The sequence below is a fragment of the Salinisphaera hydrothermalis C41B8 genome (assembly GCF_000732535.1).
Classification (GTDB): domain Bacteria; phylum Pseudomonadota; class Gammaproteobacteria; order Nevskiales; family Salinisphaeraceae; genus Salinisphaera; species Salinisphaera hydrothermalis.
Genome location: NZ_APNK01000047.1, coordinates 1 through 21,584, shown reverse-complemented (window position 1 = coordinate 21,584; position 21,584 = coordinate 1). Strand labels below are relative to the sequence as shown.

At 62.5% G+C, this 21,584-nt stretch carries 34 protein-coding genes; 30 read left to right on the top strand and 4 right to left on the bottom strand.

From position 1 onward, the window contains the following. Positions 1–70 precede the first annotated feature (70 nt). From rpsJ to C41B8_RS17705, 29 genes are all read left to right on the top strand, one after another. Positions 71–385, top strand: a complete 315-nt coding sequence (rpsJ, locus tag C41B8_RS17840) for a 30S ribosomal protein S10 (RefSeq protein ID WP_006913628.1) — start codon at positions 71–73, stop codon at positions 383–385. A 147-nt stretch (positions 386–532) separates the two neighbouring features. Further along, positions 533–1,237 carry a 50S ribosomal protein L3 gene (gene rplC, locus C41B8_RS17835; protein WP_037341358.1) on the top strand — a complete coding sequence of 235 codons (705 nt, stop codon included), beginning with the start codon at positions 533–535 and terminating at the stop codon, positions 1,235–1,237. Positions 1,238–1,267: 30 nt separating this feature from the next. Beyond that, on the top strand, positions 1,268–1,876 hold the full coding sequence (gene rplD, locus C41B8_RS17830) for a 50S ribosomal protein L4 (protein WP_037341356.1): 609 nt from the start codon (positions 1,268–1,270) through the stop codon (positions 1,874–1,876). After that, positions 1,873–2,175, top strand: coding sequence for a 50S ribosomal protein L23 (rplW, locus tag C41B8_RS17825; protein WP_037341354.1), 303 nt, complete (start codon positions 1,873–1,875; stop codon positions 2,173–2,175). Before rplD ends, rplW begins: the two co-directional genes overlap by 4 nt. Positions 2,176–2,199: 24 nt before the next feature. After that, positions 2,200–3,036: a 50S ribosomal protein L2 gene (gene rplB, locus C41B8_RS17820; RefSeq protein WP_037341352.1), complete on the top strand. Its 837-nt coding sequence runs from the start codon at positions 2,200–2,202 to the stop codon at positions 3,034–3,036. Positions 3,037–3,063: 27 nt separating this feature from the next. Continuing rightward, on the top strand, positions 3,064–3,333 hold the full coding sequence (gene rpsS / locus C41B8_RS17815) for a 30S ribosomal protein S19 (RefSeq protein ID WP_037341350.1): 270 nt from the start codon (positions 3,064–3,066) through the stop codon (positions 3,331–3,333). A gap of 15 nt (positions 3,334–3,348) precedes the next feature. Then, positions 3,349–3,681 (top strand): 50S ribosomal protein L22, encoded by a 333-nt coding sequence (gene rplV, locus C41B8_RS17810; protein ID WP_037341348.1) that lies wholly within the window; start codon positions 3,349–3,351, stop codon positions 3,679–3,681. 26 nt (positions 3,682–3,707) lie between these two features. After that, on the top strand, positions 3,708–4,385 hold the full coding sequence (gene rpsC, locus C41B8_RS17805) for a 30S ribosomal protein S3 (protein WP_037341346.1): 678 nt from the start codon (positions 3,708–3,710) through the stop codon (positions 4,383–4,385). A gap of 6 nt (positions 4,386–4,391) precedes the next feature. Further along, positions 4,392–4,805, top strand: a complete 414-nt coding sequence (rplP, locus tag C41B8_RS17800) for a 50S ribosomal protein L16 (protein WP_037341344.1) — start codon at positions 4,392–4,394, stop codon at positions 4,803–4,805. An 8-nt stretch (positions 4,806–4,813) separates the two neighbouring features. Beyond that, complete coding sequence (rpmC, locus tag C41B8_RS17795) at positions 4,814–5,008, top strand: 50S ribosomal protein L29 (RefSeq protein ID WP_037341343.1); 195 nt, start codon at positions 4,814–4,816, stop codon at positions 5,006–5,008. 5 nt (positions 5,009–5,013) lie between these two features. Continuing rightward, positions 5,014–5,313 carry a 30S ribosomal protein S17 gene (rpsQ, locus tag C41B8_RS17790; RefSeq protein WP_037341341.1) on the top strand — a complete coding sequence of 100 codons (300 nt, stop codon included), beginning with the start codon at positions 5,014–5,016 and terminating at the stop codon, positions 5,311–5,313. Positions 5,314–5,321: 8 nt separating this feature from the next. Further along, positions 5,322–5,687, top strand: a complete 366-nt coding sequence (gene rplN, locus C41B8_RS17785; protein ID WP_037341338.1) for a 50S ribosomal protein L14 — start codon at positions 5,322–5,324, stop codon at positions 5,685–5,687. After that, positions 5,684–6,016: a 50S ribosomal protein L24 gene (gene rplX / locus C41B8_RS17780; RefSeq protein WP_037341336.1), complete on the top strand. Its 333-nt coding sequence runs from the start codon at positions 5,684–5,686 to the stop codon at positions 6,014–6,016. The genes rplN and rplX overlap by 4 nt, the downstream gene beginning before the upstream one ends. A gap of 7 nt (positions 6,017–6,023) precedes the next feature. After that, a complete protein-coding gene (gene rplE, locus C41B8_RS17775; protein ID WP_037341334.1) occupies positions 6,024–6,587 on the top strand; it encodes a 50S ribosomal protein L5 in 564 nt (187 codons plus the stop codon). 2 nt (positions 6,588–6,589) lie between these two features. Further along, positions 6,590–6,895, top strand: coding sequence for a 30S ribosomal protein S14 (rpsN, locus tag C41B8_RS17770; RefSeq protein ID WP_037341332.1), 306 nt, complete (start codon positions 6,590–6,592; stop codon positions 6,893–6,895). A gap of 26 nt (positions 6,896–6,921) precedes the next feature. After that, entirely contained in the window at positions 6,922–7,317 is a 396-nt protein-coding gene (gene rpsH / locus C41B8_RS17765) for a 30S ribosomal protein S8 (RefSeq protein WP_037341330.1), read from the top strand. 25 nt (positions 7,318–7,342) lie between these two features. Beyond that, on the top strand, positions 7,343–7,873 hold the full coding sequence (gene rplF / locus C41B8_RS17760) for a 50S ribosomal protein L6 (RefSeq protein ID WP_037341328.1): 531 nt from the start codon (positions 7,343–7,345) through the stop codon (positions 7,871–7,873). A 36-nt stretch (positions 7,874–7,909) separates the two neighbouring features. Continuing rightward, positions 7,910–8,269: a 50S ribosomal protein L18 gene (rplR, locus tag C41B8_RS17755; RefSeq protein WP_037341326.1), complete on the top strand. Its 360-nt coding sequence runs from the start codon at positions 7,910–7,912 to the stop codon at positions 8,267–8,269. A gap of 12 nt (positions 8,270–8,281) precedes the next feature. After that, entirely contained in the window at positions 8,282–8,791 is a 510-nt protein-coding gene (rpsE, locus tag C41B8_RS17750) for a 30S ribosomal protein S5 (RefSeq protein WP_037341324.1), read from the top strand. An 11-nt stretch (positions 8,792–8,802) separates the two neighbouring features. Further along, the gene (gene rpmD, locus C41B8_RS17745) at positions 8,803–8,988 is read left to right on the top strand and encodes a 50S ribosomal protein L30 (protein WP_037341323.1); all 186 of its coding nucleotides are present in this window, start codon (positions 8,803–8,805) and stop codon (positions 8,986–8,988) included. After that, positions 8,989–9,417, top strand: a complete 429-nt coding sequence (gene rplO, locus C41B8_RS17740) for a 50S ribosomal protein L15 (RefSeq protein ID WP_037341321.1) — start codon at positions 8,989–8,991, stop codon at positions 9,415–9,417. It abuts the gene before it with no gap. A gap of 2 nt (positions 9,418–9,419) precedes the next feature. After that, a complete protein-coding gene (gene secY, locus C41B8_RS17735; RefSeq protein WP_037341319.1) occupies positions 9,420–10,763 on the top strand; it encodes a preprotein translocase subunit SecY in 1,344 nt (447 codons plus the stop codon). Between the two features lie 59 nt (positions 10,764–10,822). Further along, positions 10,823–10,939 carry a 50S ribosomal protein L36 gene (gene rpmJ / locus C41B8_RS20250; protein ID WP_006913650.1) on the top strand — a complete coding sequence of 39 codons (117 nt, stop codon included), beginning with the start codon at positions 10,823–10,825 and terminating at the stop codon, positions 10,937–10,939. Positions 10,940–11,056: 117 nt separating this feature from the next. Then, positions 11,057–11,413 carry a 30S ribosomal protein S13 gene (rpsM, locus tag C41B8_RS17730; protein ID WP_037341317.1) on the top strand — a complete coding sequence of 119 codons (357 nt, stop codon included), beginning with the start codon at positions 11,057–11,059 and terminating at the stop codon, positions 11,411–11,413. A gap of 38 nt (positions 11,414–11,451) precedes the next feature. Continuing rightward, a complete protein-coding gene (gene rpsK, locus C41B8_RS17725) occupies positions 11,452–11,853 on the top strand; it encodes a 30S ribosomal protein S11 (protein ID WP_037341315.1) in 402 nt (133 codons plus the stop codon). A 27-nt stretch (positions 11,854–11,880) separates the two neighbouring features. Then, the gene (gene rpsD / locus C41B8_RS17720; protein WP_037341313.1) at positions 11,881–12,504 is read left to right on the top strand and encodes a 30S ribosomal protein S4; all 624 of its coding nucleotides are present in this window, start codon (positions 11,881–11,883) and stop codon (positions 12,502–12,504) included. A gap of 40 nt (positions 12,505–12,544) precedes the next feature. Continuing rightward, the gene (locus C41B8_RS17715) at positions 12,545–13,531 is read left to right on the top strand and encodes a DNA-directed RNA polymerase subunit alpha (RefSeq protein ID WP_037341312.1); all 987 of its coding nucleotides are present in this window, start codon (positions 12,545–12,547) and stop codon (positions 13,529–13,531) included. Between the two features lie 53 nt (positions 13,532–13,584). Next, on the top strand, positions 13,585–13,974 hold the full coding sequence (gene rplQ, locus C41B8_RS17710) for a 50S ribosomal protein L17 (RefSeq protein WP_037341310.1): 390 nt from the start codon (positions 13,585–13,587) through the stop codon (positions 13,972–13,974). Positions 13,975–14,092: 118 nt separating this feature from the next. Beyond that, on the top strand, positions 14,093–15,217 hold the full coding sequence (locus C41B8_RS17705) for a DUF481 domain-containing protein (RefSeq protein ID WP_037341308.1): 1,125 nt from the start codon (positions 14,093–14,095) through the stop codon (positions 15,215–15,217). A 95-nt stretch (positions 15,218–15,312) separates the two neighbouring features. On the opposite strand, the gene C41B8_RS17700 is transcribed toward C41B8_RS17705, so the two are convergent. Together C41B8_RS17700 and C41B8_RS17695 are read right to left on the bottom strand one after the other, a co-directional pair. After that, positions 15,313–16,137 carry a symmetrical bis(5'-nucleosyl)-tetraphosphatase gene (locus C41B8_RS17700; RefSeq protein WP_037341306.1) on the bottom strand — a complete coding sequence of 275 codons (825 nt, stop codon included), beginning with the start codon at positions 16,135–16,137 and terminating at the stop codon, positions 15,313–15,315. A gap of 28 nt (positions 16,138–16,165) precedes the next feature. Then, positions 16,166–17,647 carry a hypothetical protein gene (locus tag C41B8_RS17695; RefSeq protein WP_037341304.1) on the bottom strand — a complete coding sequence of 494 codons (1,482 nt, stop codon included), beginning with the start codon at positions 17,645–17,647 and terminating at the stop codon, positions 16,166–16,168. A gap of 344 nt (positions 17,648–17,991) precedes the next feature. Here C41B8_RS17695 and C41B8_RS17690 point away from each other — a divergent pair, with 344 nt between their 5' ends. Continuing rightward, entirely contained in the window at positions 17,992–19,488 is a 1,497-nt protein-coding gene (locus C41B8_RS17690; RefSeq protein WP_037341302.1) for a hypothetical protein, read from the top strand. Here the strand turns inward: C41B8_RS17690 and rsmA are convergent. Then, complete coding sequence (rsmA, locus tag C41B8_RS17685; RefSeq protein ID WP_037341301.1) at positions 19,485–20,279, bottom strand: 16S rRNA (adenine(1518)-N(6)/adenine(1519)-N(6))-dimethyltransferase RsmA; 795 nt, start codon at positions 20,277–20,279, stop codon at positions 19,485–19,487. The two genes, C41B8_RS17690 and rsmA, sit on opposite strands and share 4 nt — an antisense overlap. Further along, positions 20,269–21,270, bottom strand: a complete 1,002-nt coding sequence (gene pdxA / locus C41B8_RS17680; protein WP_037341298.1) for a 4-hydroxythreonine-4-phosphate dehydrogenase PdxA — start codon at positions 21,268–21,270, stop codon at positions 20,269–20,271. The genes rsmA and pdxA overlap by 11 nt, the downstream gene beginning before the upstream one ends. Positions 21,271–21,584 lie beyond the last annotated feature (314 nt).

The following is a 21,584-nucleotide window of genomic DNA, read 5'->3' as shown; positions in this document are numbered from 1 at the left end:
TCGTGAAGGCGGCCGCACGGTGGGTGCGGGCGTCGTGACCAAGATTACGGCCTGAGGCATTTGAATCGTCATGGCAGCTAGTCAGAACATTCGCATTCGTCTCAAGGCGTTCGATCATCGGTTGATCGACAAGTCGGCCCGCGAGATCGTCGAGACCGCCAAGCGCACCGGTGCGCAGGTCCACGGCCCGATCCCGCTGCCGACGCGCAAGGAGCGCTATACCATCCTGATCTCGCCGCACGTCAATAAAGACGCGCGTGATCAGTACGAAATCCGTACACACAAGCGGATGATGGATATTGTCGAGCCGACCGAAAAGACGGTTGATGCCTTGATGAAACTCGACCTTGCTGCGGGCGTCGACGTCCAAATTAAATTGCAGTAAGGGCGAGACAAGTCGATTAGGGCGTGTTATACTTCGCGCCCTCTTGTTGGCAGGGGCCCGCAATCACGCGGGCCCTTTGCACTGGAAAACCATACTTGAACTGTCGCCCCCTCTAGCGAGTGGCGATAAGCGAGAAGGTAATTACAAATGGCTATTGGATTGGTAGGTCGCAAGCGCGGCATGACGCGCGTGTTCGACGACAACGGCGTATCCGTGCCTGTCACGGTCGTCGAGGTCGAGCCGAACCGTGTCGTCCAGAAAAAAGATGTCGAGACCGATGGCTACCGTGCGCTTCAGGTCACCACCGGCACGCGCCGCGCGTCCCGTGTGACCAAGCCGGCGGCCGGGCATTACAAGAATGCCGGCGTCGAAGCAGGTCGTGGGCTGTGGGAGTTCCGGGTCGAGGGCGATTGGCCCAAGGTCGCGGCTGCTGCTCCCGAGGCTGCTGAAGGTGAAGAGGCGAGCGAGTCGGAGCAGGTCGAAATCCAGGTCGGTGGTGAACTGACGGTTTCGGTCTTTGCTGCGGGCCAGTACGTGGATGTGATTGGTCGTTCGATCGGTAAAGGCTACGGCGGCGTGATCAAGCGTCACAACTTCCGCTCGCAGCGTTCGACGCACGGTAACTCGAAAGCGCATCGCGCGCCGGGTTCGATTGGTCAGAACCAGTCGCCGGGTCACGTGTTCAAGGGCAAGAAGATGTCCGGCCAGCTGGGTAATGCGCGGACCACCGTGCAGAACCTGGAAGTGGTTCGCGTGGACGAAGAGCGGGGTCTCATTCTGGTTCGCGGCGGTGTGCCGGGTGCCAAGAACGGTGACGTCATCATTCAGCCGGCGGTCAAGAAGGCCGGTTAACGGCGCGCTGGCGAATAGGCAGGTTTGAGTATGGAACTGAATCTCGCAAGCGGCGATAAGTCGGTTTCGGTGTCGGACGCCGTTTTCGGCCGCCCGTTCAACGAAACGCTGGTTCACCAGATCGTGACCGCGTATCTGGCCGGTAGTCGGTCGGGCACCAAGGCGCAGAAAAATCGCGCTGAAGTGAGTGGTGGCGGCAAGAAGCCATGGCGCCAGAAGGGCACCGGGCGTGCCCGAGCGGGCACGATTCGCAGCCCCATCTGGTCCGGTGGCGGCGTGACTTTCGCGGCGAGTCCGCGCGACTTCTCGCAGAAGGTCAATCGCAAGATGTATCGCGCCGGCATGAGCGCGATCGCCTCTGAATTGGTGCGTCAGGATCGTTTCAAGGTGGTCGCGGACATCGAGCTCGAGGCGCGTAGCACGAAGGGTCTGATCAAGGCTTTGGCCGATCAGTCGGCCGAGGCCAAGGGTGTGCTTGTGGTCTCTGAAGTGGACGACAAGGTCGGTTATTCGGCAAACAACATCGTTGGTTTCAACGTGGTGGCGGTTACGGACCTGGATCCGGTCACGCTGGTCGGTGCCGAGCAGGTATTGATGACGGAAAGCGCGCTGCAGGCGTTCGAAGGATGGCTGGCATGAATAAAGAGCGCATTTATCAGGTGCTGCGTTCGCCGCACGTATCCGAGAAGGCGTCCGTGGTCGGCGATGCGGCCAATCAGGTCATCTTTAAGGTGGCCGGTGATGCAAGCAAGCATGAAATCGCCGAGGCCGTGGCCGCACTGTTCGACGTGAAAGTCGAAAGTGTCACGACGCTGAACAACAAGCCGAAGCAAAAACGCTTTCGCGGCCAGCCGGGCGCGCGCAGCGGCTTCAAGAAGGCTTACGTGACGCTGGCCGACGGCGACGAAATCGATTTTCTTGACGGCGCTGCCCAGTAGGGCGACGTAGCGGAGCTGAATATTATGGCACTCAAGAAAGCCAAACCGACATCGGCCGGCCGGCGGTTCGTGGTCAGCGTAAAGCGCCCCGATCTGCACAACGGCAAGCCGCACGAAGCCCTGCTGGTCAAGAAGCACAAGCAGGGTGGGCGCAATACCGACGGTCGCATCACGGTGCGGCATCGGGGTGGCGGCCATCGTCAGCACTATCGCCTGATTGATTTCAAGCGCGACAAGGATGGCGTGCCGGGCAAGGTCGAACGTCTCGAGTACGATCCGAACCGTAGCGCGAACATCGCCCTGGTGCTCTACGCCGACGGCGAGCGTCGTTACATTATTGCGCCGCGCGGCGTCGAGGCGGGCACGCCGATCGTGTCGGGTCCCCAGTCGCCGATTCGTCCGGGCAACGCGTTGCCGCTGGCCAGTATTCCGGTCGGCACGACGGTGCACTGCGTCGAGATGCGGCCGGGCAAGGGCGCGCAGTTGGCGCGTAGTGCCGGCACCAGCATTCAGATCGCGGCGCGTGCCGGCGAATATTGCGTGCTGCGGTTGAAGTCTGGTGAGACGCGCCGCGTGCATGTCAATTGCAAGGCGACCGTGGGCGAGGTTGGTAACAACGAGCATAGCCTGCGGCAGCTCGGTAAGGCCGGCGCAACGCGTTGGCGCGGCAAGCGCCCGACCGTTCGCGGTGTGGCCATGAACCCGATCGACCATCCGCACGGTGGTGGTGAGGGTCGCACCAGTGGCGGCCGTCATCCAACCAGCCCGTGGGGTTGGAAGACCAAGGGCCTGAAGACTCGTTCGAACAAGCGCACCGACGGCATGATTGTCCGTCGGAGCACCAAGCGCAAAAAGCGCTAGGGCGCCAGACAAGGTACGGGATAAGTTATGCCACGTTCTATCAAGAAAGGTCCCTTCGTCGACCTGCATCTGGCCAAGAAGGTCGAGGCGGCCCAGGGGCAGAGCACGAAGCGTCCGATCAAGACCTGGTCGCGTCGCTCGATGGTGACGCCGGACATGATCGGTCTGACCATTTCGGTCCACAACGGCCGCCAGCACGTCCCGGTTTTCGTGTCCGAGAACATGGTCGGGCACAAGCTGGGTGAATTTTCGCCGACCCGAACCTTCAAGGGTCATCTCGGCGATCGCAAGGGTTAACGCGGAGATATCGAGATGGAATCTGTCGCTAAATTGCGGTTTGCGCGTATCTCGCCGCAGAAGGCCCGTCTGGTCGCTGACGAGGTGCGGGGCATGCCGGTCGAGCGGGCACTCGAAGTGCTCGAGTTCTCGACCAAGAAGGCCGCGCATATCGTGCGCAAGGTGCTCGAGTCGGCCGTGGCCAATGCCGAGCACAACGAGGGCGCCGATATTGACGAGCTCAAGATCGCGACCATCATGGTCGACGAGGGCCCGACAATGAAGCGGATGAAGCCGCGTGCTCGCGGGAGCGCCGATCGCATCCTCAAGCGTACGAGTCACGTCACCATTCGTGTGGCCGACCGCTAGGCGGTCCAACGACAGCGGATATAGATATGGGTCATAAAGTACATCCCGTCGGTTTCCGGCTCGGCATCACCACCGAGTGGAGTTCGCGCTGGTACGCCGAGGGCCAAGGTTACGCCGATGCGCTGAACACCGATCTAGCGGTGCGCGAGTTCATTCGTGAACGTCTGGCGCACGCTTCGGTCAGCCGCATTCAGATCGACCGGCCAGCGCGCTCGGCTCGCATCACGATTCATACGGCACGTCCGGGGATCGTGATCGGCAAGAAGGGCGAGGACATCGACAAGCTGCGCGCCGAAGTGTCTCAGCGCATGGGTGTGCCGGTGCATCTGTCGGTCGAGGAGATTCGTCGTCCGGAACTGGACGCCTATCTCGTCGCGCAGAACATCGCGCAGCAGCTCGAGCGCCGCATCATGTTCCGCCGTGCGATGAAGCGCGCGGTCGGCAATGCCATGCGCCTGGGCGCCGGCGGCATTCGTGTCAACGTTGCGGGCCGTCTAAACGGTGCCGAGATCGCGCGTACCGAATGGTATCGCGACGGTCGTGTGCCGCTGCATACGCTGCGTGCCGACATCGATTATGGCCTGGCGGAAGCCAAGACGACCTACGGCGTCATCGGCGTCAAGGTTTGGATCTTCAAGGGCGAAGTGTTCGATACCGAGCCCAAAGTCGAAGACAGCGCCGAGTCCGGCGCTGCTGCGGGGTAAGCGGATATGTTGCAACCCAAGCGAGTCAAGTACCGCAAGGTTCAGAAAGGCCGTAACCGCGGTCTGGCGCAGCGCGGCAACGAAGTCAGCTTTGGTGAGTTCGGCCTCAAGGCCGTGGAGCGTGGTCGTCTGACCGCGCGCCAGATCGAAGCGGCTCGTCGTGCGATGACGCGTCATATCAAGCGTGGCGGCAAGACCTGGATCCGTGTGTTTCCCGACAAGCCCGTGACCAAGAAGCCGATCGAGGTTCGCATGGGTAAGGGTAAGGGCAACGTCGAATTCTGGGTGGCCAAGGTCCAGCCGGGTTCGATGCTCTACGAAATGGAAGGCGTCTCGCGCGAAGTCGCGCAGGAAGCGTTCCGGCTGGCCGCATCGAAACTGCCGGTCAAGACCGTGTTCGTCGAACGCAAGGTCATGTAGAGGCGATCATGAAAGCAAAAGATCTGCGAGAAAAATCGGCCGATGAGCTGAACGACGAGCTGGTCGCGCTGCGGCGCGAGCAGTTCAACCTCCGGATGCAGCAGGGCACCGGTCAGCTGGCGGCGACGCATCAGTTCGGACGTATCCGGCGCGATATCGCCCGTATCAAGACCGTGCTTAACGAAGCACGCAAGCAGGGTTAACTCCGATGAGCGATACCAACACGCAACCCGAAGCCGGCGAAAAGCGTCAGCGCGCGCTTGTGGGCCGCGTTGTCAGCAACGCGATGGATAAGACCATCGTGGTGTCGATCGAGCGGCGCATGCAGCATCCGCTGTACGGCAAATACGTCAAGCGCAGCACGAAGCTCAAGGCGCACGACGCAGATAACGTCTGCAATGTCGGCGACTGGGTCGAAATTCGTGAGGGTCGCCCGATCTCCCGTCACAAGTCGTGGTCGCTCAGCCGTGTCGTCGACAAGGCTGGCGAGTTCGATACTGCAGGATAGCCAAGGTCATGATTCAGACAGAATCGGAACTCAGTGCGGCCGACAACAGCGGCGCCCGTCGGGTCCAGTGCATCAAGGTGCTGGGTGGCTCGCATCGGCGTTACGCCCGGGTCGGTGACATCATCAAGATCACGGTCAAGGACGCGATTCCGCGTGGCCGTGTGAAGAAAGGCGATGTGATGAACGCGGTCGTGGTGCGCACCAAGCGCGGCGTGCGTCGTGTGGATGGCTCGGTCATCCGCTTCGACAGCAACGCGGCGGTGCTGCTGAACAACAACAACGAGCCGGTCGGGACCCGTATTTTCGGCCCGGTGACTCGTGAGTTGCGTGCCAAGTTCATGCGCATCATTTCGCTTGCGCCGGAGGTGCTATGAGCTCCAGCAAGATCCGTAACGGCGACGAAGTCATGGTGGTCTCCGGCAAAGACCGGGGTCGTCGTGGCACCGTCACTCGCGTGCTCGCCAACGACAAAGTCGTGGTTGAAGGCATCAACATGGTCAAGAAGCACGTGCGCCCGGACCCGAATGCGGGCATCCAGGGCGGCATCGAGGAACGCGAGATGCCTCTGCACGTGTCGAACGTGATGCTTTACAACCCGCAGACCGAGAAGGGCGAGCGTGTTGGTTTCAAATGGCTGGGCGAGGGCGAAGACCGCCGCAAGGTGCGTGTCTTCAAGTCGTCCGGCGAAGTAGTGGACGCGTAGGCGAGTCATGGAAAACGCAGAACAAACAATCCCACCGCGGTTGAAGGCGGTCTATAACGACCGCATCATCGGCGAGCTGGTCGAGAAGTTCGGCTACAGCAGTCGCATGGCGGCGCCGCGAATCACCAAGATTACGCTCAACATGGGCGTCGGCGAGGCAGTCTCCGATCGTAAGGTGATCGAAGCCGCGATGGGCGATATGGAAAAGATCGCTGGCCAGAAGCCGGTGATGACCCGCGCCCGTAAGTCGGTTGCCGGGTTCAAGATCCGCGAGGGCTGGCCGATCGGCTGCAAGGTCACGTTGCGTCGGGCCCGTATGTACGAGTTCCTGGATCGCCTGGTCAATGTCACATTGCCGCGTATCCGTGACTTCCGTGGTTTGAACCCGCGTTCGTTCGACGGTCGGGGCAACTACAGCCTCGGCCTGCGAGAGCAGATCGTGTTTCCCGAGATCGACTACGATCGCGTGGACGCGCTGCGCGGCATGGATATCGTGATCTCGACGTCTGCGTCGAGCGATGAAGAAGGGCGAGCCCTGCTCGAAGGGTTCAACTTCCCCTTCCGGAGATAGTTATGGCGAAGAAAAGCATGATTGCGCGTGATGAAAAGCGCATGAAAAAGGTAGCCAAGTACGCGGCCAAGCGCGAGGCGATCAAGGCTCGGATCAACGATCCGCATGCCACGCCTGAAGAGCGTTATGCCGCCGCCCAGGAGCTGCAGGCGCTGCCGCGCGACGCGAGCCCGACCCGGGTTACACGCCGCTGCCGCGTCACGGGCCGTCCGAAGGGCGTATATCGCAAGTTCGGTCTGTCCCGTAACAAGCTGCGCGAAGCTGCGATGCGGGGCGAAGTGCCCGGCCTCGTGCTGTCGTCCTGGTAGTTCACAGTTAATAGGTATCGGTACGCATGAGTATGACTGACCCCATCGCCGACATGCTCACCCGTATTCGTAACGGGCAGTCGGCGGACAAAGAAAGCGTTGAAATGCCCTCCTCGAAGCTCAAGCTCGCGATTGCGAAGGTGCTCGAGGATGAAGGCTACATCAGTGGCTACGAGACGGCCGAGGTCGACGGTAAGCCGCGTCTCCGGATCGGCTTGAAGTACTTCCAAGGCCACGGCGTGATCGAGTACATCGAGCGCGCGTCCAAGCCTGGCCTGCGTTTGTACTGCAACAAGAACGATGTGCCGGAGGTCGTTGGCGGCCTGGGTATTTCGATCATCTCGACGTCGCAGGGCGTGATGTCCGACCGGGCGGCCCGCGCGGCCGGTCACGGCGGCGAAGTCCTCTGCTACGTATCGTAAGGCCGGTCAGGCGAGGAGCAAAAAGATGTCCAGAGTAGCCAAAGCACCGGTCAATATTCCGAGCGGCGTCGAGTGCGTCGTCAATGGCCGCGACCTCACCGTGAAGGGCAAGGGAGGCGAGCTCGCTTTCCGCTTGCCCCAGGGCGTGGATGTGGAAGTAGCTGATGGCGTGGCCCGCGCGCAGGCTACCGGTCGCCAGCCGAACATGGCGATGGCCGGCACAGTGCGTGCCACGGTTGCCAACATGGTCCGCGGTGTGACCGAAGGCTTCGAGCGCAAGTTGCAGCTCGAAGGCGTGGGTTATCGCGCTCAGGCCCAGGGCAACAAGGTCAACCTGTCGCTCGGCTTGTCGCACCCCGTGGTGTACGAAATGCCGCAGGGTGTGAGCGTCGAAACCCCGAGCGCGACCGAAATCGTGCTCAAGGGCGCTGACAAGCAGGTCGTCGGTCAAGCCGCGGCGGAGATTCGGGCGTGGCGTCCGCCGGAGCCTTATAAGGGCAAGGGCATTCGCTACGCGGATGAGCGGATCATTCGCAAAGACGCCAAGAAGAAGTAGCGCGGTTTCGCCTACAGCAACGGATTCAGGATCGTTATGCACAAGAAAACGGTTTCTCGTCTGCGGCGTGCGCGCCGGGCCCGAATGCACATGCGCAAGCTGGGCGCGCACCGCCTGTCGGTGCATCGCACCCCGCAGCACATTTATGCCCAGATCGTGTCGCCCGATGGCGGCCAGACCCTGGTTTCGGCGTCGACGATCGACAAGGATCTGCGCGCCGAAGTGTCGGGCCATCGCGGCAACAAGTCGGCAGCGGAACTCGTCGGTCGCACGATCGCCGAACGCGCCAAGGCTGCGGGCATCCAGGAGGTCGCCTTCGATCGCTCGGGCTTTGCCTATCACGGCCGCATCAAGGCGCTGGCGGATGCCGCGCGTGAAAACGGCCTGCAGTTCTAACGGATACGAGACATGGCAACACGTAACGAACAACGCACCGAAGGCGACCTGCTCGAGAAGCTGGTAACCGTCAACCGCGTGGCCAAGGTGGTCAAGGGCGGCCGTCAATTCGGTTTCACCGCGCTGACCGTGGTTGGCGACGGCGAAGGCCGGGTGGGCTACGGTTATGGCAAGGCGCGTGAAGTGCCGCTGGCCATTGCGAAGGCGATGGAGGCCGCGCGCAAGAGCATGGTGCGCGTTCAGATCAAGGAAGGCTCTACGCTGCAGCACGCCATCGTCGGCGAGCATGGTTCGAGCAAGGTGATCATGCGTCCGGCGTCGGAAGGTACCGGCGTGATCGCGGGCGGCGGCATGCGTGCCGTGTTCGAGGTCGCTGGCGTGAACAACGTACTGTGCAAGAGCTACGGCTCGCGTAACCCGATCAACCTGGTGCGGGCGACCATCAATGGTCTGCGCAACATGCACGATCCGGAGTTCATCGCGGCCAAGCGCGGCAAGTCCGTCGAAGATATTACGGCTTAAGCGAGGCGGTCATGGCAGACAAGCGGATCAAGGTTACGCTGATCAAGAGCCCTATCGGCCGCGTCGCGCGTCATCGCGCCTGCGTTCGGGGCCTGGGTCTGCGTCGTGTGAATCACTCGGTCGAAGTGGCCGACACCCCGGAAAATCGCGGCATGATCAACAAGGTTGCTGACATGCTTGCGGTCGAGGAGGTTTAAATGAAGCTCAACGACCTGCATTACACGGATGGGTCGCGCCCGAGCGCGAAGCGCGTCGGTCGCGGTTCGGGTTCCGACCTGGGCAAGACGGCGGGCCGTGGCCACAAGGGCCAGCACTCGCGCAGCGGCGGCTACAAGAAGGTTGGCTTTGAAGGTGGTCAGATGCCGCTGCAACGTCGTATCCCCAAGCGCGGTTTCCACGCGACGGGCTCCGGTGTTGTCGAAGTGCGGTTGGACGGCTTGAACAAGCTCTCCGGCGAAGTGGATCTGGCGGCGTTGAAGAACGCGGGCATCGTCCCGCGGCAGGCGCGTGGCGCTAAGATTATCGCTTCGGGCGAGCTGTCCTCGGCGGTGACGCTGAAGGGTGTGGCGGCGAGTGCCGGCGCCCGTCAGGCCATCGAATCGGCGGGCGGTTCGGTCGGCGAATAAGCATGGCCAAGCGTTCCAACAATGCGAGCGGCGGCATGATGCCGAATGCCGGCAATCTTACGGAGATCCGGCAGCGGCTGCTGTTCTTGCTCGGCGCGCTGGTGGTGTTCCGGATCGGGAGTTTCATCCCGGTCCCGGGCATCGACCCGGCCGAGCTCGCTCGACTGTTTCAGCAGCAATCCGGAACGATTCTGGATGTCGGCGTAATGTTTACCGGCGGCGCGCTCAAGCGGTTGTCGATCTTCGCGCTTGGCGTCATGCCGTATATCTCGGCTTCGATTATTTTTCAGCTGCTCACCGCGACTATTCCGTCGCTTAAGGAGCTGAAAAAAGAAGGCGAATCGGGTCGGCGTAAGATCACGCAGTATACGCGTTACGGCACCGTCGTCCTGGCTGGGTTCCAGTCCGTCGGTACGGGTATCGCACTCTGGAATCAGGGCATCGCCCTCGACGGCGTCAGCGAATTCAGTTTCATATTCACGACGGCGATCACGCTCACTACGGGCGCGATGTTCTTGATGTGGCTGGGCGAGCAGGTCACGGAACGCGGTATCGGCAACGGTATCTCGATGCTGATTTTCTCGGCCATCGTGGCCGGTTTGCCGTCAGCTATTGGCGGCACATTGGACCTGGTGCGTACTGGGGAACTGAGTTTCTTCTTTGTGGTGGCTCTGTTCGTTGGCGCGCTGGCGGTGTTGGCCTTCGTCGTCTTCGTCGAGCGTGCGCAGCGTCGTATTCCGGTTCATCATGCGCAGCGACAGCGGGGACGCCGAATGTATTCGGCACAGACTCAGCATCTGCCGCTCAAGCTGAACATGGCCGGGGTAATTCCGCCGATCTTTGCCTCGAGCATCATTCTGTTCCCGGCAACGATCATTCGCTTTCTCGGCGAAGGTGGCAGCGTTGCCAACTGGGTGTCGAACGCGATTGCCCCGGGACAGCCGCTTTATGTGCTGTTCTATTCGGGCATGATCATTTTCTTCTGTTTCTTCTACACCGCGCTGGTCTTCGATTCGCGCGAAACGGCGGAAAACCTGAAGAAATCCGGTGCGTTCATTCCCGGCGTGCGGCCTGGTATCCAGACGGCGAACTACATTGATACTGTCCTGACCCGGCTCACGGTGGCAGGCGCGGTCTATGTCACGCTGGTCTGCCTGCTGCCGGAACTGCTGATCCTCAAGTACAACGTGCCGTTCTACTTCGGCGGTACGTCGCTTCTGATCATCGTGGTGGTGGTCATGGACTTCATGGCGCAGCTGCAGGCTCATCTGATGTCCCATCAGTACGAGGGCCTGATGCGCAAGAACAATCTGAAGGCTGGCGGTCGGGCCGGCATGTTGCGATAAGCCGCATGGCGCCCGCCGGTTGGCGGTCATGGTGGCGCGAGTCACGGTAGAGGGACGAGATGAAAGTTAGAGCATCGGTCAAGAAAATTTGCCGCAATTGCAAGGTCATCCGCCGCAACGGCGCGGTGATGGTTATTTGCTCGACGGATCCCCGGCACAAGCAACGCCAGGGCTGATCCGCTTCGGCGGTATTGTCAAAGTCAGTTTTTAAGGATATGATGGCGGGCTTTTCCGGCGTCGTTCGTGCTTCATAAGCGAACGCGTCCGCACCCGCGAGCTGGGAGTTCAATCAAATGGCGCGAATCGCTGGAGTCAATCTCCCGATCAACAAGCATGCAGCCATTGCGCTGACGTCGCTTTACGGCGTGGGTCATACCCGCGCTCGTGAGATCTGCAAAGAGGCCGGTGTAGCCACCGACACCAAGATCAAGGATCTCACCGAAGGCGAGGTCGAGGCGCTGCGTGCTCAGGTACAGCAGTACACGATCGAGGGTGACCTTCGTCGTGAGGTGTCGATGAACATCAAGCGGCTGATGGATCTGGGCTGCTATCGCGGCATGCGCCACCGTCGTGGCCTGCCGGTGCGCGGGCAGCGTACTAAGACCAATTCGCGGACTCGCAAGGGCCCGCGTCGTCCGATTCGTCGATAAGCGCCGTTTTCGCGCGAGATCACAGGTAGATAGACATTATGGCGACAGCATCCACCTCGAACAGCCGCAGCCGCAAATCGCGCGCGCGCCGGAACGTTACCGATGGTATCGCGTTCGTGTATGCCACGTTCAACAACACCATCATTACGATTTCCGATCGACAGGGCAATGTCCTGTCGTGGTGCACTTCGGGCACCTGCGGTTTCAAGGGCTCTCGCAAGAGCACGCCGTTCGCCGCGCAGGTCGCGGCGGAGCGTGCCGGTGAAGGCGCCTCGCAGTACGGCGTTAAGAATCTTGAGGTTCGCGTAAAAGGCCCCGGCCCGGGGCGCGAGGCCGCTGTGCGGTCGCTCAACGCCTCGGGATTCAAGGTGACCAGCATCATCGACGTCACCCCGATCCCGCATAACGGATGTCGTCCGCCCAAGAAGCGCCGCGTCTAACGCGCTTCGCGACAAAGGTATTTAATCATGGCGAAATACACGGGTCCCAAGTGCAAGCTTTCGCGTCGCGCCGGCACCGATCTGTTGCTGAAGGGCCGCGGTCGCTCGCTTGAAGGCAAGTGCAAGATCGATACGCTTCCGGGCGCACAGGGTACGGCGCGCCGCCAGCGTTTGTCGGACTATGCGCTGCAGCTGCGCGAGAAGCAGAAGCTGCGGCATATGTACGGCGTGCTGGAGAATCAGTTCCGCAACTATTACAAGAAGGCGGCCAGCCAGAAGGGCGCGACCGGTGTGTTGTTGCTGCAGCTGCTGGAGTCGCGGCTGGACAACGTCGTCTATCGGATGGGCTTTGCGGCCACGCGCGCCGAGGCGCGTCAGCTGGTGAATCACAAGGCCGTCGCGGTCAACGATTACCCGGTGAATATTCCGTCGTATCAGGTCAAGGAAGGCGACGTGATCGCCATCCGTAACAAGGCCAAGCAGCAGACCCGTATTCTTGACGCCGTCCAAGTGGCGTCGCAGATCGGCCTTGCCGATTGGGTCGAAGTGGACGAGAAGGGCCTCAAGGGGACGTACAAGTCGGTGCCGGATCGTGATCAGGTGCTGCCTGATATCAACGAGAACCTGGTCGTCGAGCTCTACTCCAAGTAATTGAAGGCCGCGCTGCATTCGCAGCCAGAGGTATTTGCATATGCAGTCCAACGATTTGCTGAAGCCGCGCCTGGTCGAGGTGGAGCGTGTGAGCGATCGGCGTGCCAAGATCTCGCTCGAGCCGCTCGAGCGCGGTTATGGGCACACCCTGGGCAACGCCATTCGTCGCATCCTGCTGTCGTCCATTCCGGGCGCCGCCATTACGGAAGTCAGCATCGACGGTGTGCTTCATGAGTACACCACGGTCGATGGCATGCAGGAAGACGTCATTGACGTCCTGTTGAATCTTAAGAACGTCGCGGTGCGGATGCACGAGCGCGACGAGGCCGAGTTGCACCTGCACAAGTCGGGTGCCGGCGCGGTCACGGCGGGTGACATCACGACCGATCACGATGTCGAAATCGTGAACCCGGATCTGGTCATTGCGCATCTCACCAGCGGTGAGCTGCGCATGAGCATGAAGGTGCGTAAGGGTCGGGGCTACCAAGCCGCGCAGAGCAAGGCTGAGCCGGGCGAAGAAGATACGGGCGCCAGCGAGATTGGCGGTCTGCGTCTTGACGCATCGTTTTCGCCGATCCGTCGTGTGAGCTATTCGGTCGATCGTGCTCGCGTCGAGCAGCGCACCGACCTCGACAAGCTGATCCTCGACATCGAAACCAACGGCAGCGTCGAGCCGCAGGACGCGGTGCGTACCGCCGCTGCGACGTTATACGACCAGCTGTCGGTGTTTGTGGATCTGGAAGCGCGTGAAGAGGCGTCGCGTCAAGGCGACTCAAGCGCCATTGATCCTACGTTGCTCAAGCCGATCGAGGATCTCGAGCTGACCGTGCGTTCTACGAACTGCTTGAAGGCTGAAGATATCCATTATGTGGGTGATCTGGTTCAGCGTACCGAGACCGAGCTGATGCGCACGCCGAATCTGGGCAAGAAGTCGCTGACCGAAATCAGCGAAGTTCTTGCCGAGCATGGTCTGAAGCTGGGTATGACGGTCGAGAACTGGCCGCCGGCGGAACTCGAAAAAGCCTAAACGGCCCGGGTCGCTTGAATCCCGGTCCGTCCCTTCGCTAAGGAATCATCGTTATGCGTCATCGCAAGAGCGGCAGCAATCTGGGGCGTGAGTCCTCGCATCGCGCTGCCATGCTGAAAAACCTGTCTTCGTCGCTGTTCAAGGAAGAGCTGATCCGCACGACGCTGCCGCGCGCCAAGGAGTTGCGCCGTATCGCCGAGCCGCTGATCACGCTCTCGAAGACGGATAGCGTCCACAACCGCCGCATCGCTTTCTCTCGCCTGCGGGATAAGGAAGCTGTTGGCAAGCTGTTCGGCGAACTCGGCACGCGTTATGCCGATCGCCCAGGCGGCTACCTGCGTATCTTGAAATGCGGTTATCGTCCGGGCGACAACGCGCCGATGGCGTTTGTCGAACTGGTCGATCGTCCGGCCGTCGAGGTCGAGGACGAAGACGACAGCTGATCGACGATGCAGGTCGTCTGATCGGTTGCAAGCCGGTCCCGTAAGGGGCCGGCTTTTTTATGGGCGAAAGAAATACAACTCGATTGAAGAGCGGGCATTGAAAGGGGTAGTGCGTCATATGTTGGAACGCGAACGGGTAGGCGTCGTTGGCGCTGCGGTATGCGCGGCGTTGGGGTTATGCCCCGTGGCATCGGCGGACACGGTGTATCTCGCGGGTGGCAGCCAGCTCAAGGGATCGGTGGAGATGTTATCGGCCGATACGCTCAAGCTGCAGACGGATTTCGCCGGCGAGCTGTCGATCAAGCGGAGCCTGGTCGCGGGTATTGCCACCGATGAAACCAAGCGGGTTGCCCTCGCCGGGGGGCTAGTGGTTCGCGCGAAGCTTGCCTATGCGCCCAATTCTCATCACCAGAGTTATACCGTGAATGGGCAGGTGCACAGCGTGGGGGCGTCCTCGCCCGGCGCACTGGGGCCGGTTCAACAGATTTCGCCGCGAGTGGTGGCTGCGAATGCCCAGAAGCCTCGTGAGGCGGAACAGCATGTACTGCCGGAGGCGTCGCTCGCCGCCCCGAAGGATGGCGAATATTGGTCGGGTGAATTACAGCTGGGCATTAACGGGAATTCCGGCAATACGGACAATCGCAGTGTGCTGGCGTCGGCCTCGGCTCTGCGCGACACCGGCGCGACGCGTCTGTCCCTCAAGGCGTCCATGGATCGGGAGCAAGAGAACGGCGAGCAAACGGCGGCCCAGTACAAAGCACGCGGACGTTACGAGAACGACTTCACCTCGCGCGCGTTCTGGTACGCCCAGGAAAAGCTGGAGAAGGATAGGTTTCAGAATCTCGCGTTACGGTCGCGGACCACGGTGGGACCCGGGTACTTCCTCGTTCGCCGGGACCATTTGATCTTCAAGGTTCGCGGTGGTGTCGGTTATCAGTATGAAGACTACACCGACGATGAGGGCAGTCAGGGGGAGGCGACCGCCGAACTCGGCTGGGATTATGCACAGATCATCGACAATTGGCTTAAGTTGACGCATGAACTGACGATCTACCCCGAAATCAGCCGAGACCCCATCAACAATTACACGCTCGATTCGGTTCTGGCCGCGCAGGTGCCGCTTGCGAGCAGTGCGGTATGGGGCGTGAAGCTATCGCTGGAGAACGAATACAACAGCGAGCCGCAGCCCGGTGTGAAGCATACGGATACGACGTATTCGGTCGGCGTCACCCGCAGTTTCTGAGATCTCGGCGCCGGGCCGGTTGGGGTGACCGGCCTGCGATGTATCAGAGTGCCCCGGCCATCCACCGGGCGCTGCGTGGCCGAGCGGTTACGACATCACTCGCCGTTGGCGACCTGGATCAGCTCAGGCGTGGGCTGGGTGAGATCGAGCGCGCTCAATCGGCCGCCCCAGGCAGCGCCGGTGTCGATACCCCAGACGTTGTGCTCCGGCCATGCCACGTGCTCGAGCGCCGACCAATGGCCGAATACGATGGGATCGCCAGCGCTGGCGCGGCCGGGCGTGGCGAACCACGGGGTCAATCCTGGCGGCGCATCGGCAAGCGTCTTTTTGTAGTCCATGTCCAGGCCGTGATCGGCGGTCACAAAGCGTAGGCGAGTGAGGGCGTTGGCGATAAAGCGCAGGCGCGGGATGCCGGTGAGCCCGGAGTCCCAGTGTGTGGGCGTGTTGCCGAACAGCTGGGACAGGAACGCTGTATGGTCCGGCGCGCGCAACGCGGCTTCGAGTTCGCGGGCGCGTGCCAAGCCGTCGGCGATCGTCCAAGTGGGCGGCAGTCCGGCATGAACCAGTGTCCAGCGGAGTGCGGCGTCGTGATGCATGAGCGGACGGTGGCGCAGCCAGTCGAGCAGCGTCGTGCTGTCTTCGGCGGCGAGCAATGGCTTCAGGCTGTCGGGCGCGCGCTTCGCGGCGTCTGGGTGCGTGGCAAGGCTCAACAGACTGAGATCGTGATTCCCGAGTACGGTGATCGCGGTGTCGCCGAGTGCCTTGACGCGTCGTATGGTGCCGGCCGAGTCTGGCCCGCGATTGACGAGGTCGCCGACGAACCAGAGGCGCTCGATTGGGCCACGGGCGGCCAGACGATCGAGCAAACGATCGAGCAGGCCCGCAGCACCATGAATATCACCGATGGCATAAATGCTCACGAGACGAGTCCCCGGGTCAATGATCGGCTCAGTCTGCCGATCGCGCGCGTCCGGGGCCAGTGTCCGCGGCGAAAATAAAGGCACTGGCGTCTTCGTAAACGAGCCGCCAGCCCGCTTGATGGCGCAGTGTGCTGATCAGTGGCGCGCCGCGCGGTAACAGCGCGACTCGGATCCGCCAGGCTTTGAACAGCGCACGCCAGCCGCGGCGATACTGGTAGGCGTGGAACCACCGCAGAACGAAGGCTTCCGGATACATATCGAAGCGCGTATCGATGAAGACATGCCGGTCGGGCGTATAGAAGCGCGCGCAGCTACCGGCCGTCTCGCTCGAGAACCAGTGGGTATCGGCCGGGTAATGCGTGTCCAAGTAGACGAGCGACCGTCGGAGCGGCGCACAGTCGGCTAGATGTGCCGGGCCGGCGCTTGCAGGGGCGCCCAGCGTAACAACGCCGACGCCGACGAGCATCAGGCCCCCGAGCACGGCTTGTTCGCCGGGGCGTGTGGCGAGCGGGGCAAGTCGCGCCCGGAGTGAGGCAGGCGACCATCGTCTGGCGGCATGGTCGAACACACGGGGAGCAACGAGAGCGTAGAATAAGCCAGCCCAGATCACGAACCGCATCGCGCTCAGCGCGAGCGCCGCGAACGCCACGACGTGCAGTATTTCGGCGGCGCTCAGTACCCGTCGGAATACGGCGGCCAGGATGGCGAATACCAGTAACAGCGCGCCGCCCACTTGCATGTAGGCATTGTCGAGGCGGGGCGGCATCAGTTCGTGGATATGCGCGTTCATGCGGGTTTCCAGCGACAGATCCACAATGTAGCGGTAGAGCGTCCATCCGTAGGGATTGAGTCCGCTAGCCAGGGCCGCGACCACGAACAGCAGCGCATAAGTGCGCAGGCGTGCGGCATCGGCTTCGGGCTCCCGGAACCGGGTCCAGCCATCGCCGGCGGCGAATAACAGTAGTGACAATAGACCGAGGGTGAAGCCCAGATGCATGTTCGACCAGAGCGCATAGATTGCGGCTATGCACAGCGCACTGAATGGCAGGTTCAAGGTTCCGGCACGCAGGCGGCGGAGCAGGAGATATTGCGCCAGCAGAGCGAAATTACTGGCGAGCATGGGGCGCAGGCCGAGATTGGTGCTCACTGGAAGCAGCACCAGGGCCCCGATCAGCAAGGGCCACATCGGGTGCACGCCGTCGCGGCGCAGCGCCAGGGCGGGAATCCATGCATAGCAGGCCATGCCGAGCAGGCCGACCAGGAACACGCAGCCCTGGAGGCCGAGCGCATCATAAATCGGCGCCGCAATCGCCTCGAACAGCCATTGATAGAGCACCCACGGACGATCGGGAAACGTCCATGAAAACAAGTCGTGGTGGGGTATCCCGAATGCCCAGATGGACTGGCCGGTACGATAGAGCCAGCCCCAGTCCGCAGTGATCGCACCGAACTGCATGTGTCGCGCGAATAGCCAGACGCCCAGGGTGAACGGGCCCGCGGCCGCTAACATGGCGAGCCCGCAGGCTACGGCGCGTCCCGGTATCGGTTTCACGGTTGCCGTAGCGGGTCGCGACTGCGACTATTATTCGATGGGGGGCGGTGTAGGCAGCGCGAGCGATTGCCGCAATACAGAAAGGCCGGTGTACGAGACATGGGCCGAGCGTATATCTCGTCGCGTCGTCTCGAGGGATCGGAACAGGACATGAAGGCAAACTCCGAAGTTTTCGGCACGCAGGCGTCCGATGGCATTCGACCCGTTACCCCGGCCGGGCGACACGGCGCTGGATACCAAAGTGGCCCAGTTTGCCATGCCCGGCGGGTCGCGCCTCCCCCGGCCGGGGCTCGTATTTGAAAATGAAGTCGGTTCGACTGTCGACGCGTCACCGATGGCTCGGTCTGGTGCTCACACTGCTGGGCGTGCTGGGCGCGATCTACTTCGGAGCCGGGGCACGGCATGCGACGTTGGATAGCGCCGCTCGCCAGGCCGTACATGACTTGCCGCCGGCACTGGGCGCTTCGGATCGCGGCGACCCGCAAGCGGTGGTGCATCGGTTGGTGACGACCGGCGCCTCCGAAATGGCGTTTCTCACCGTTCGCAATGCGCAAGGCCGTCTCGTGGCCTCCGACGGCGCCTGGTCGAGCTGGTTCGCGGGCATGGCACCGCAGGCGACTGTTCGCACTTGGCGGGCCTGGATGTATCGTACCCTGTGCGCCGAAATCTATCGCACCACCTCGGACGGGGCCGAACTGCATGCGGGCGTGCCGTGGTGGCGTGTCTTCGTCCATGCGGCGCCGGCGTTCTGGCTGACATTGATTCTGGCGTTCTTGGGGTTGGCGCTGTTCGAGCGCGCGCGTCGGCGTCCGCGCGATCTGGCTGTGACGGCTTCGCCTCGGGTGGCCCATGCTACAGACTCTGCGCCGAGTAAATCGCGCAAGAAACGGCCGACGCCTGCGCGACAAGGTACGGTGCACCGCGTCCGACAATTGTTGCGCCGAGATAGAACGGCGGATACCGCCAATTCGCCCGGGCCGAGCGGGGGCTTCGAGCCGATTGGACGGCGTCGGCAGCCCCCCGAGTACGCGACGCGCCCGCCGGCTGAGACGACGACGCCCGCACCGCAGGGCGGTATCGTCGAGGTCCGCGAACGTGTGGCGATGTCCCCGCCGTTATCGGAGGCGGCGGGCGCCGGTGAAGCCACGCCTCACCCCCCGGCCGAGATTGTGCCGAAGCCGATCGACCAGCCATCGACCCTGGATCCGTTCCGGTTGCGATTCGAGCCCATCTGGCGCGGGACGCTGGAGGGGCTGCTAGCCGGGGCGGCGGTGCGGGTGTTGCGCGTTACGGAGTCGGGCGAGCGCACGCGTACCCTCGAGGCGTTGACGGCTGATGGCGTGCCGCCGGAGCGGGTGGTGCGATGGCTGGTTCAGCGCGTCGTGACGCTACAGGCCAACTGGCGCAGCGTCGAGCTGCCGCGCGTCCCGGTCATGGTGCCGCTGCCGGATGCGCTGCTTGCATTCGAAAACGCGGGCGAGATATGGGCTACAGCGCTAGCGCAGACCGAACCAGCGGTCGGCGAGCTCATCCTTTGTGTCGCGCGCCAGCCCGATTGGGCCGCGGAGGCGGCATTACCGGTGCGCTGGGCCGTGGCCGAGCGGCGAGAGCATGCGGCGGGCGCCGTGATCTATCGCATGGTCTCCAGCCGCGATGCCGAGCGCGCCGAGCTTGATGCCGAGGAAGGTGACCGTTTCGTCTTACCGGACGATCCAGCCAACGTGCCGGATGTACAACGCCCCTTGGAACCGAAGACCTTCGCGCAGCTCATGAGCCGCTCCGAGCTCGTTCCGCTCTAGGTGTGACCTCTAGGGCCGTGAATTTGTGCCGCGGCATTGGCAAGACGCGCGAAGTCGGCGGCGGCAAGCTGCTCCGCGCGCTGCCCCGGGTCTACGCCACAGGCCTCGATGGCTTCGGCGGCCAGGTACGACTTGAGCGCGTTGCGCAGGGTCTTGCGGCGTTGCCCGAATGCCGCCGCGACCACGCCATCGAATAGCGGGTCATCGTCGATGACGAAATCGGGCGTACGCGGGCGCAGTCGGACCACGGACGACATGACTTTGGGCGGCGGACGGAAGGCGCCCGGGCCGACGTCGAACAACAGGTCGGCTTCGGCCCGTGCCGCAATTGCCACCGACAACCGGCCGTAATCGCGACTGCCCGGCCCGGCCACCATGCGATCGACGACTTCCTTTTGCAGCATGAAGTGCATATCGATGATCGGAGCCTGGCTGGTCAGTAGCGCGAACAGCAACGGCGAGGAAATGTTGTAGGGCAGATTGCCGACCAGGCGCACGGCGCCGCCGCGACGCTCGGCGAGCGCGGCGTAATCGATGCGCAATGCATCGCCGGCGATCACCTCCAGGCCGTCGCGTTCGATGGCGCGTGTCTGCCAGCGGGCAATCAGGTCGCGATCGATCTCGATGACCGACAACTGTTCGACCTGCGCCAGCAACGGCTCGGTCAGCGCGCCTTCGCCGGGGCCAATCTCGATCAGGCGGTCGTCGGGGCCTGGATTGAGTGCGGCCAGAATGCGATCAATGACACCGCGCTCATGCAGGAAATGCTGGCCAAAACGTTTACGCGCCATGACTGCTCGCGACCATATGACTGGCAATCTTCAGAGCGGCTTCAAGGCTGCCGCAATCCACCCGATCGGTGCCGGCGAGCTCGAGGGCGGTGCCGTGATCGACCGACGTACGCACGATCGGCAATCCCAGGCTGACGTTGACGGTGCGCGAGAATCCGAGATGCTTGATGACAGGTAGGCCCTGGTCGTGGTACATCGCCAGCACAACGTCGGCGTTGGCCAGATGGTGCCGGGTAAACAGCGTGTCCGCGGGCAACGGCCCCACGGCATCGATACCACGGGCGCGCGCGGCCTCGACCGCCGGGCCGATGATGTCGATTTCCTCGTGGCCCAGATAGCCGTTTTCGCCGGCATGCGGGTTCAGCCCGGCCACCAGAATGCGCGGGCAGGCAATGCCGAACCGGGCGGCAAGTTCGGTGTGAATGGTGTCCAGCGTATGGGCGAGGTCCGTGTCGTTGATGGCACTGGGCACCGCGGCGAGCGGTATATGAACCGTCGCCAGGGTGACGCGTAGGCTGCCGTCGTCCGTGGTCAGCATCATCACCGGCGCCGGGCTCTCGCAGCGCGCGGCGAGATAACCGGTGTGCCCGGTGAAGGCAAAACCGGCCTGGTTGATTACCGCCTTGTTGACGGGGCCGGTGACGAGCGCATCCGCGGATCGCCGCCGACACAAATCCACTGCGCGGTCGAGCGTTGCCAGGACATAAGGGGCGTTATCCGGCTCTAGCCGGCCCGCCGTGGCTGGGCGGGTCAGGGGGATCGGATCGATCCGAAGTCGGCCGGCACACTGAGGCGCAGGCGCAGCGCCATAATCAACCGGGTCGAGCTGTAGCGGCAGGCCGATGTGCGCGGCGCGCTCGCGAAGCAGGGCCGGGTCGGCGACCGCCACGATTTCCGCCGCGTGGGCATGCTGAGCTATACGCACCGCCAGATCCGGGCCAATGCCTGCCGGTTCGCCGGGCGTCAACAGCAGCCGGGGCACTCCACTCATAATCTTGGTGTCCTGTGTCGCAGCTCGTATCACGCCATGCGCGATACTGGATCGCATGGCCAAACGGCGCCCGTTCTGTGCCGGGACCCGACCCGGAGTGCGTCATCACCGCCGGCAAAACCTGAACGACCGCACCCCGCGAGTTCAACGATACGTCGACAGCTCCACGTTGTAACCGTTTTGCGCATACCCGTTTCTCGTGTCGCGGCAAGACGATGCTTGCCGCGCACCCGTAGTAAACGGCAACAAGCCCTAGGTGTCCAGTCCCGCCAACAACTGGTTTGGCGGATAAAAGAATGGCTGGGGATCTCGCG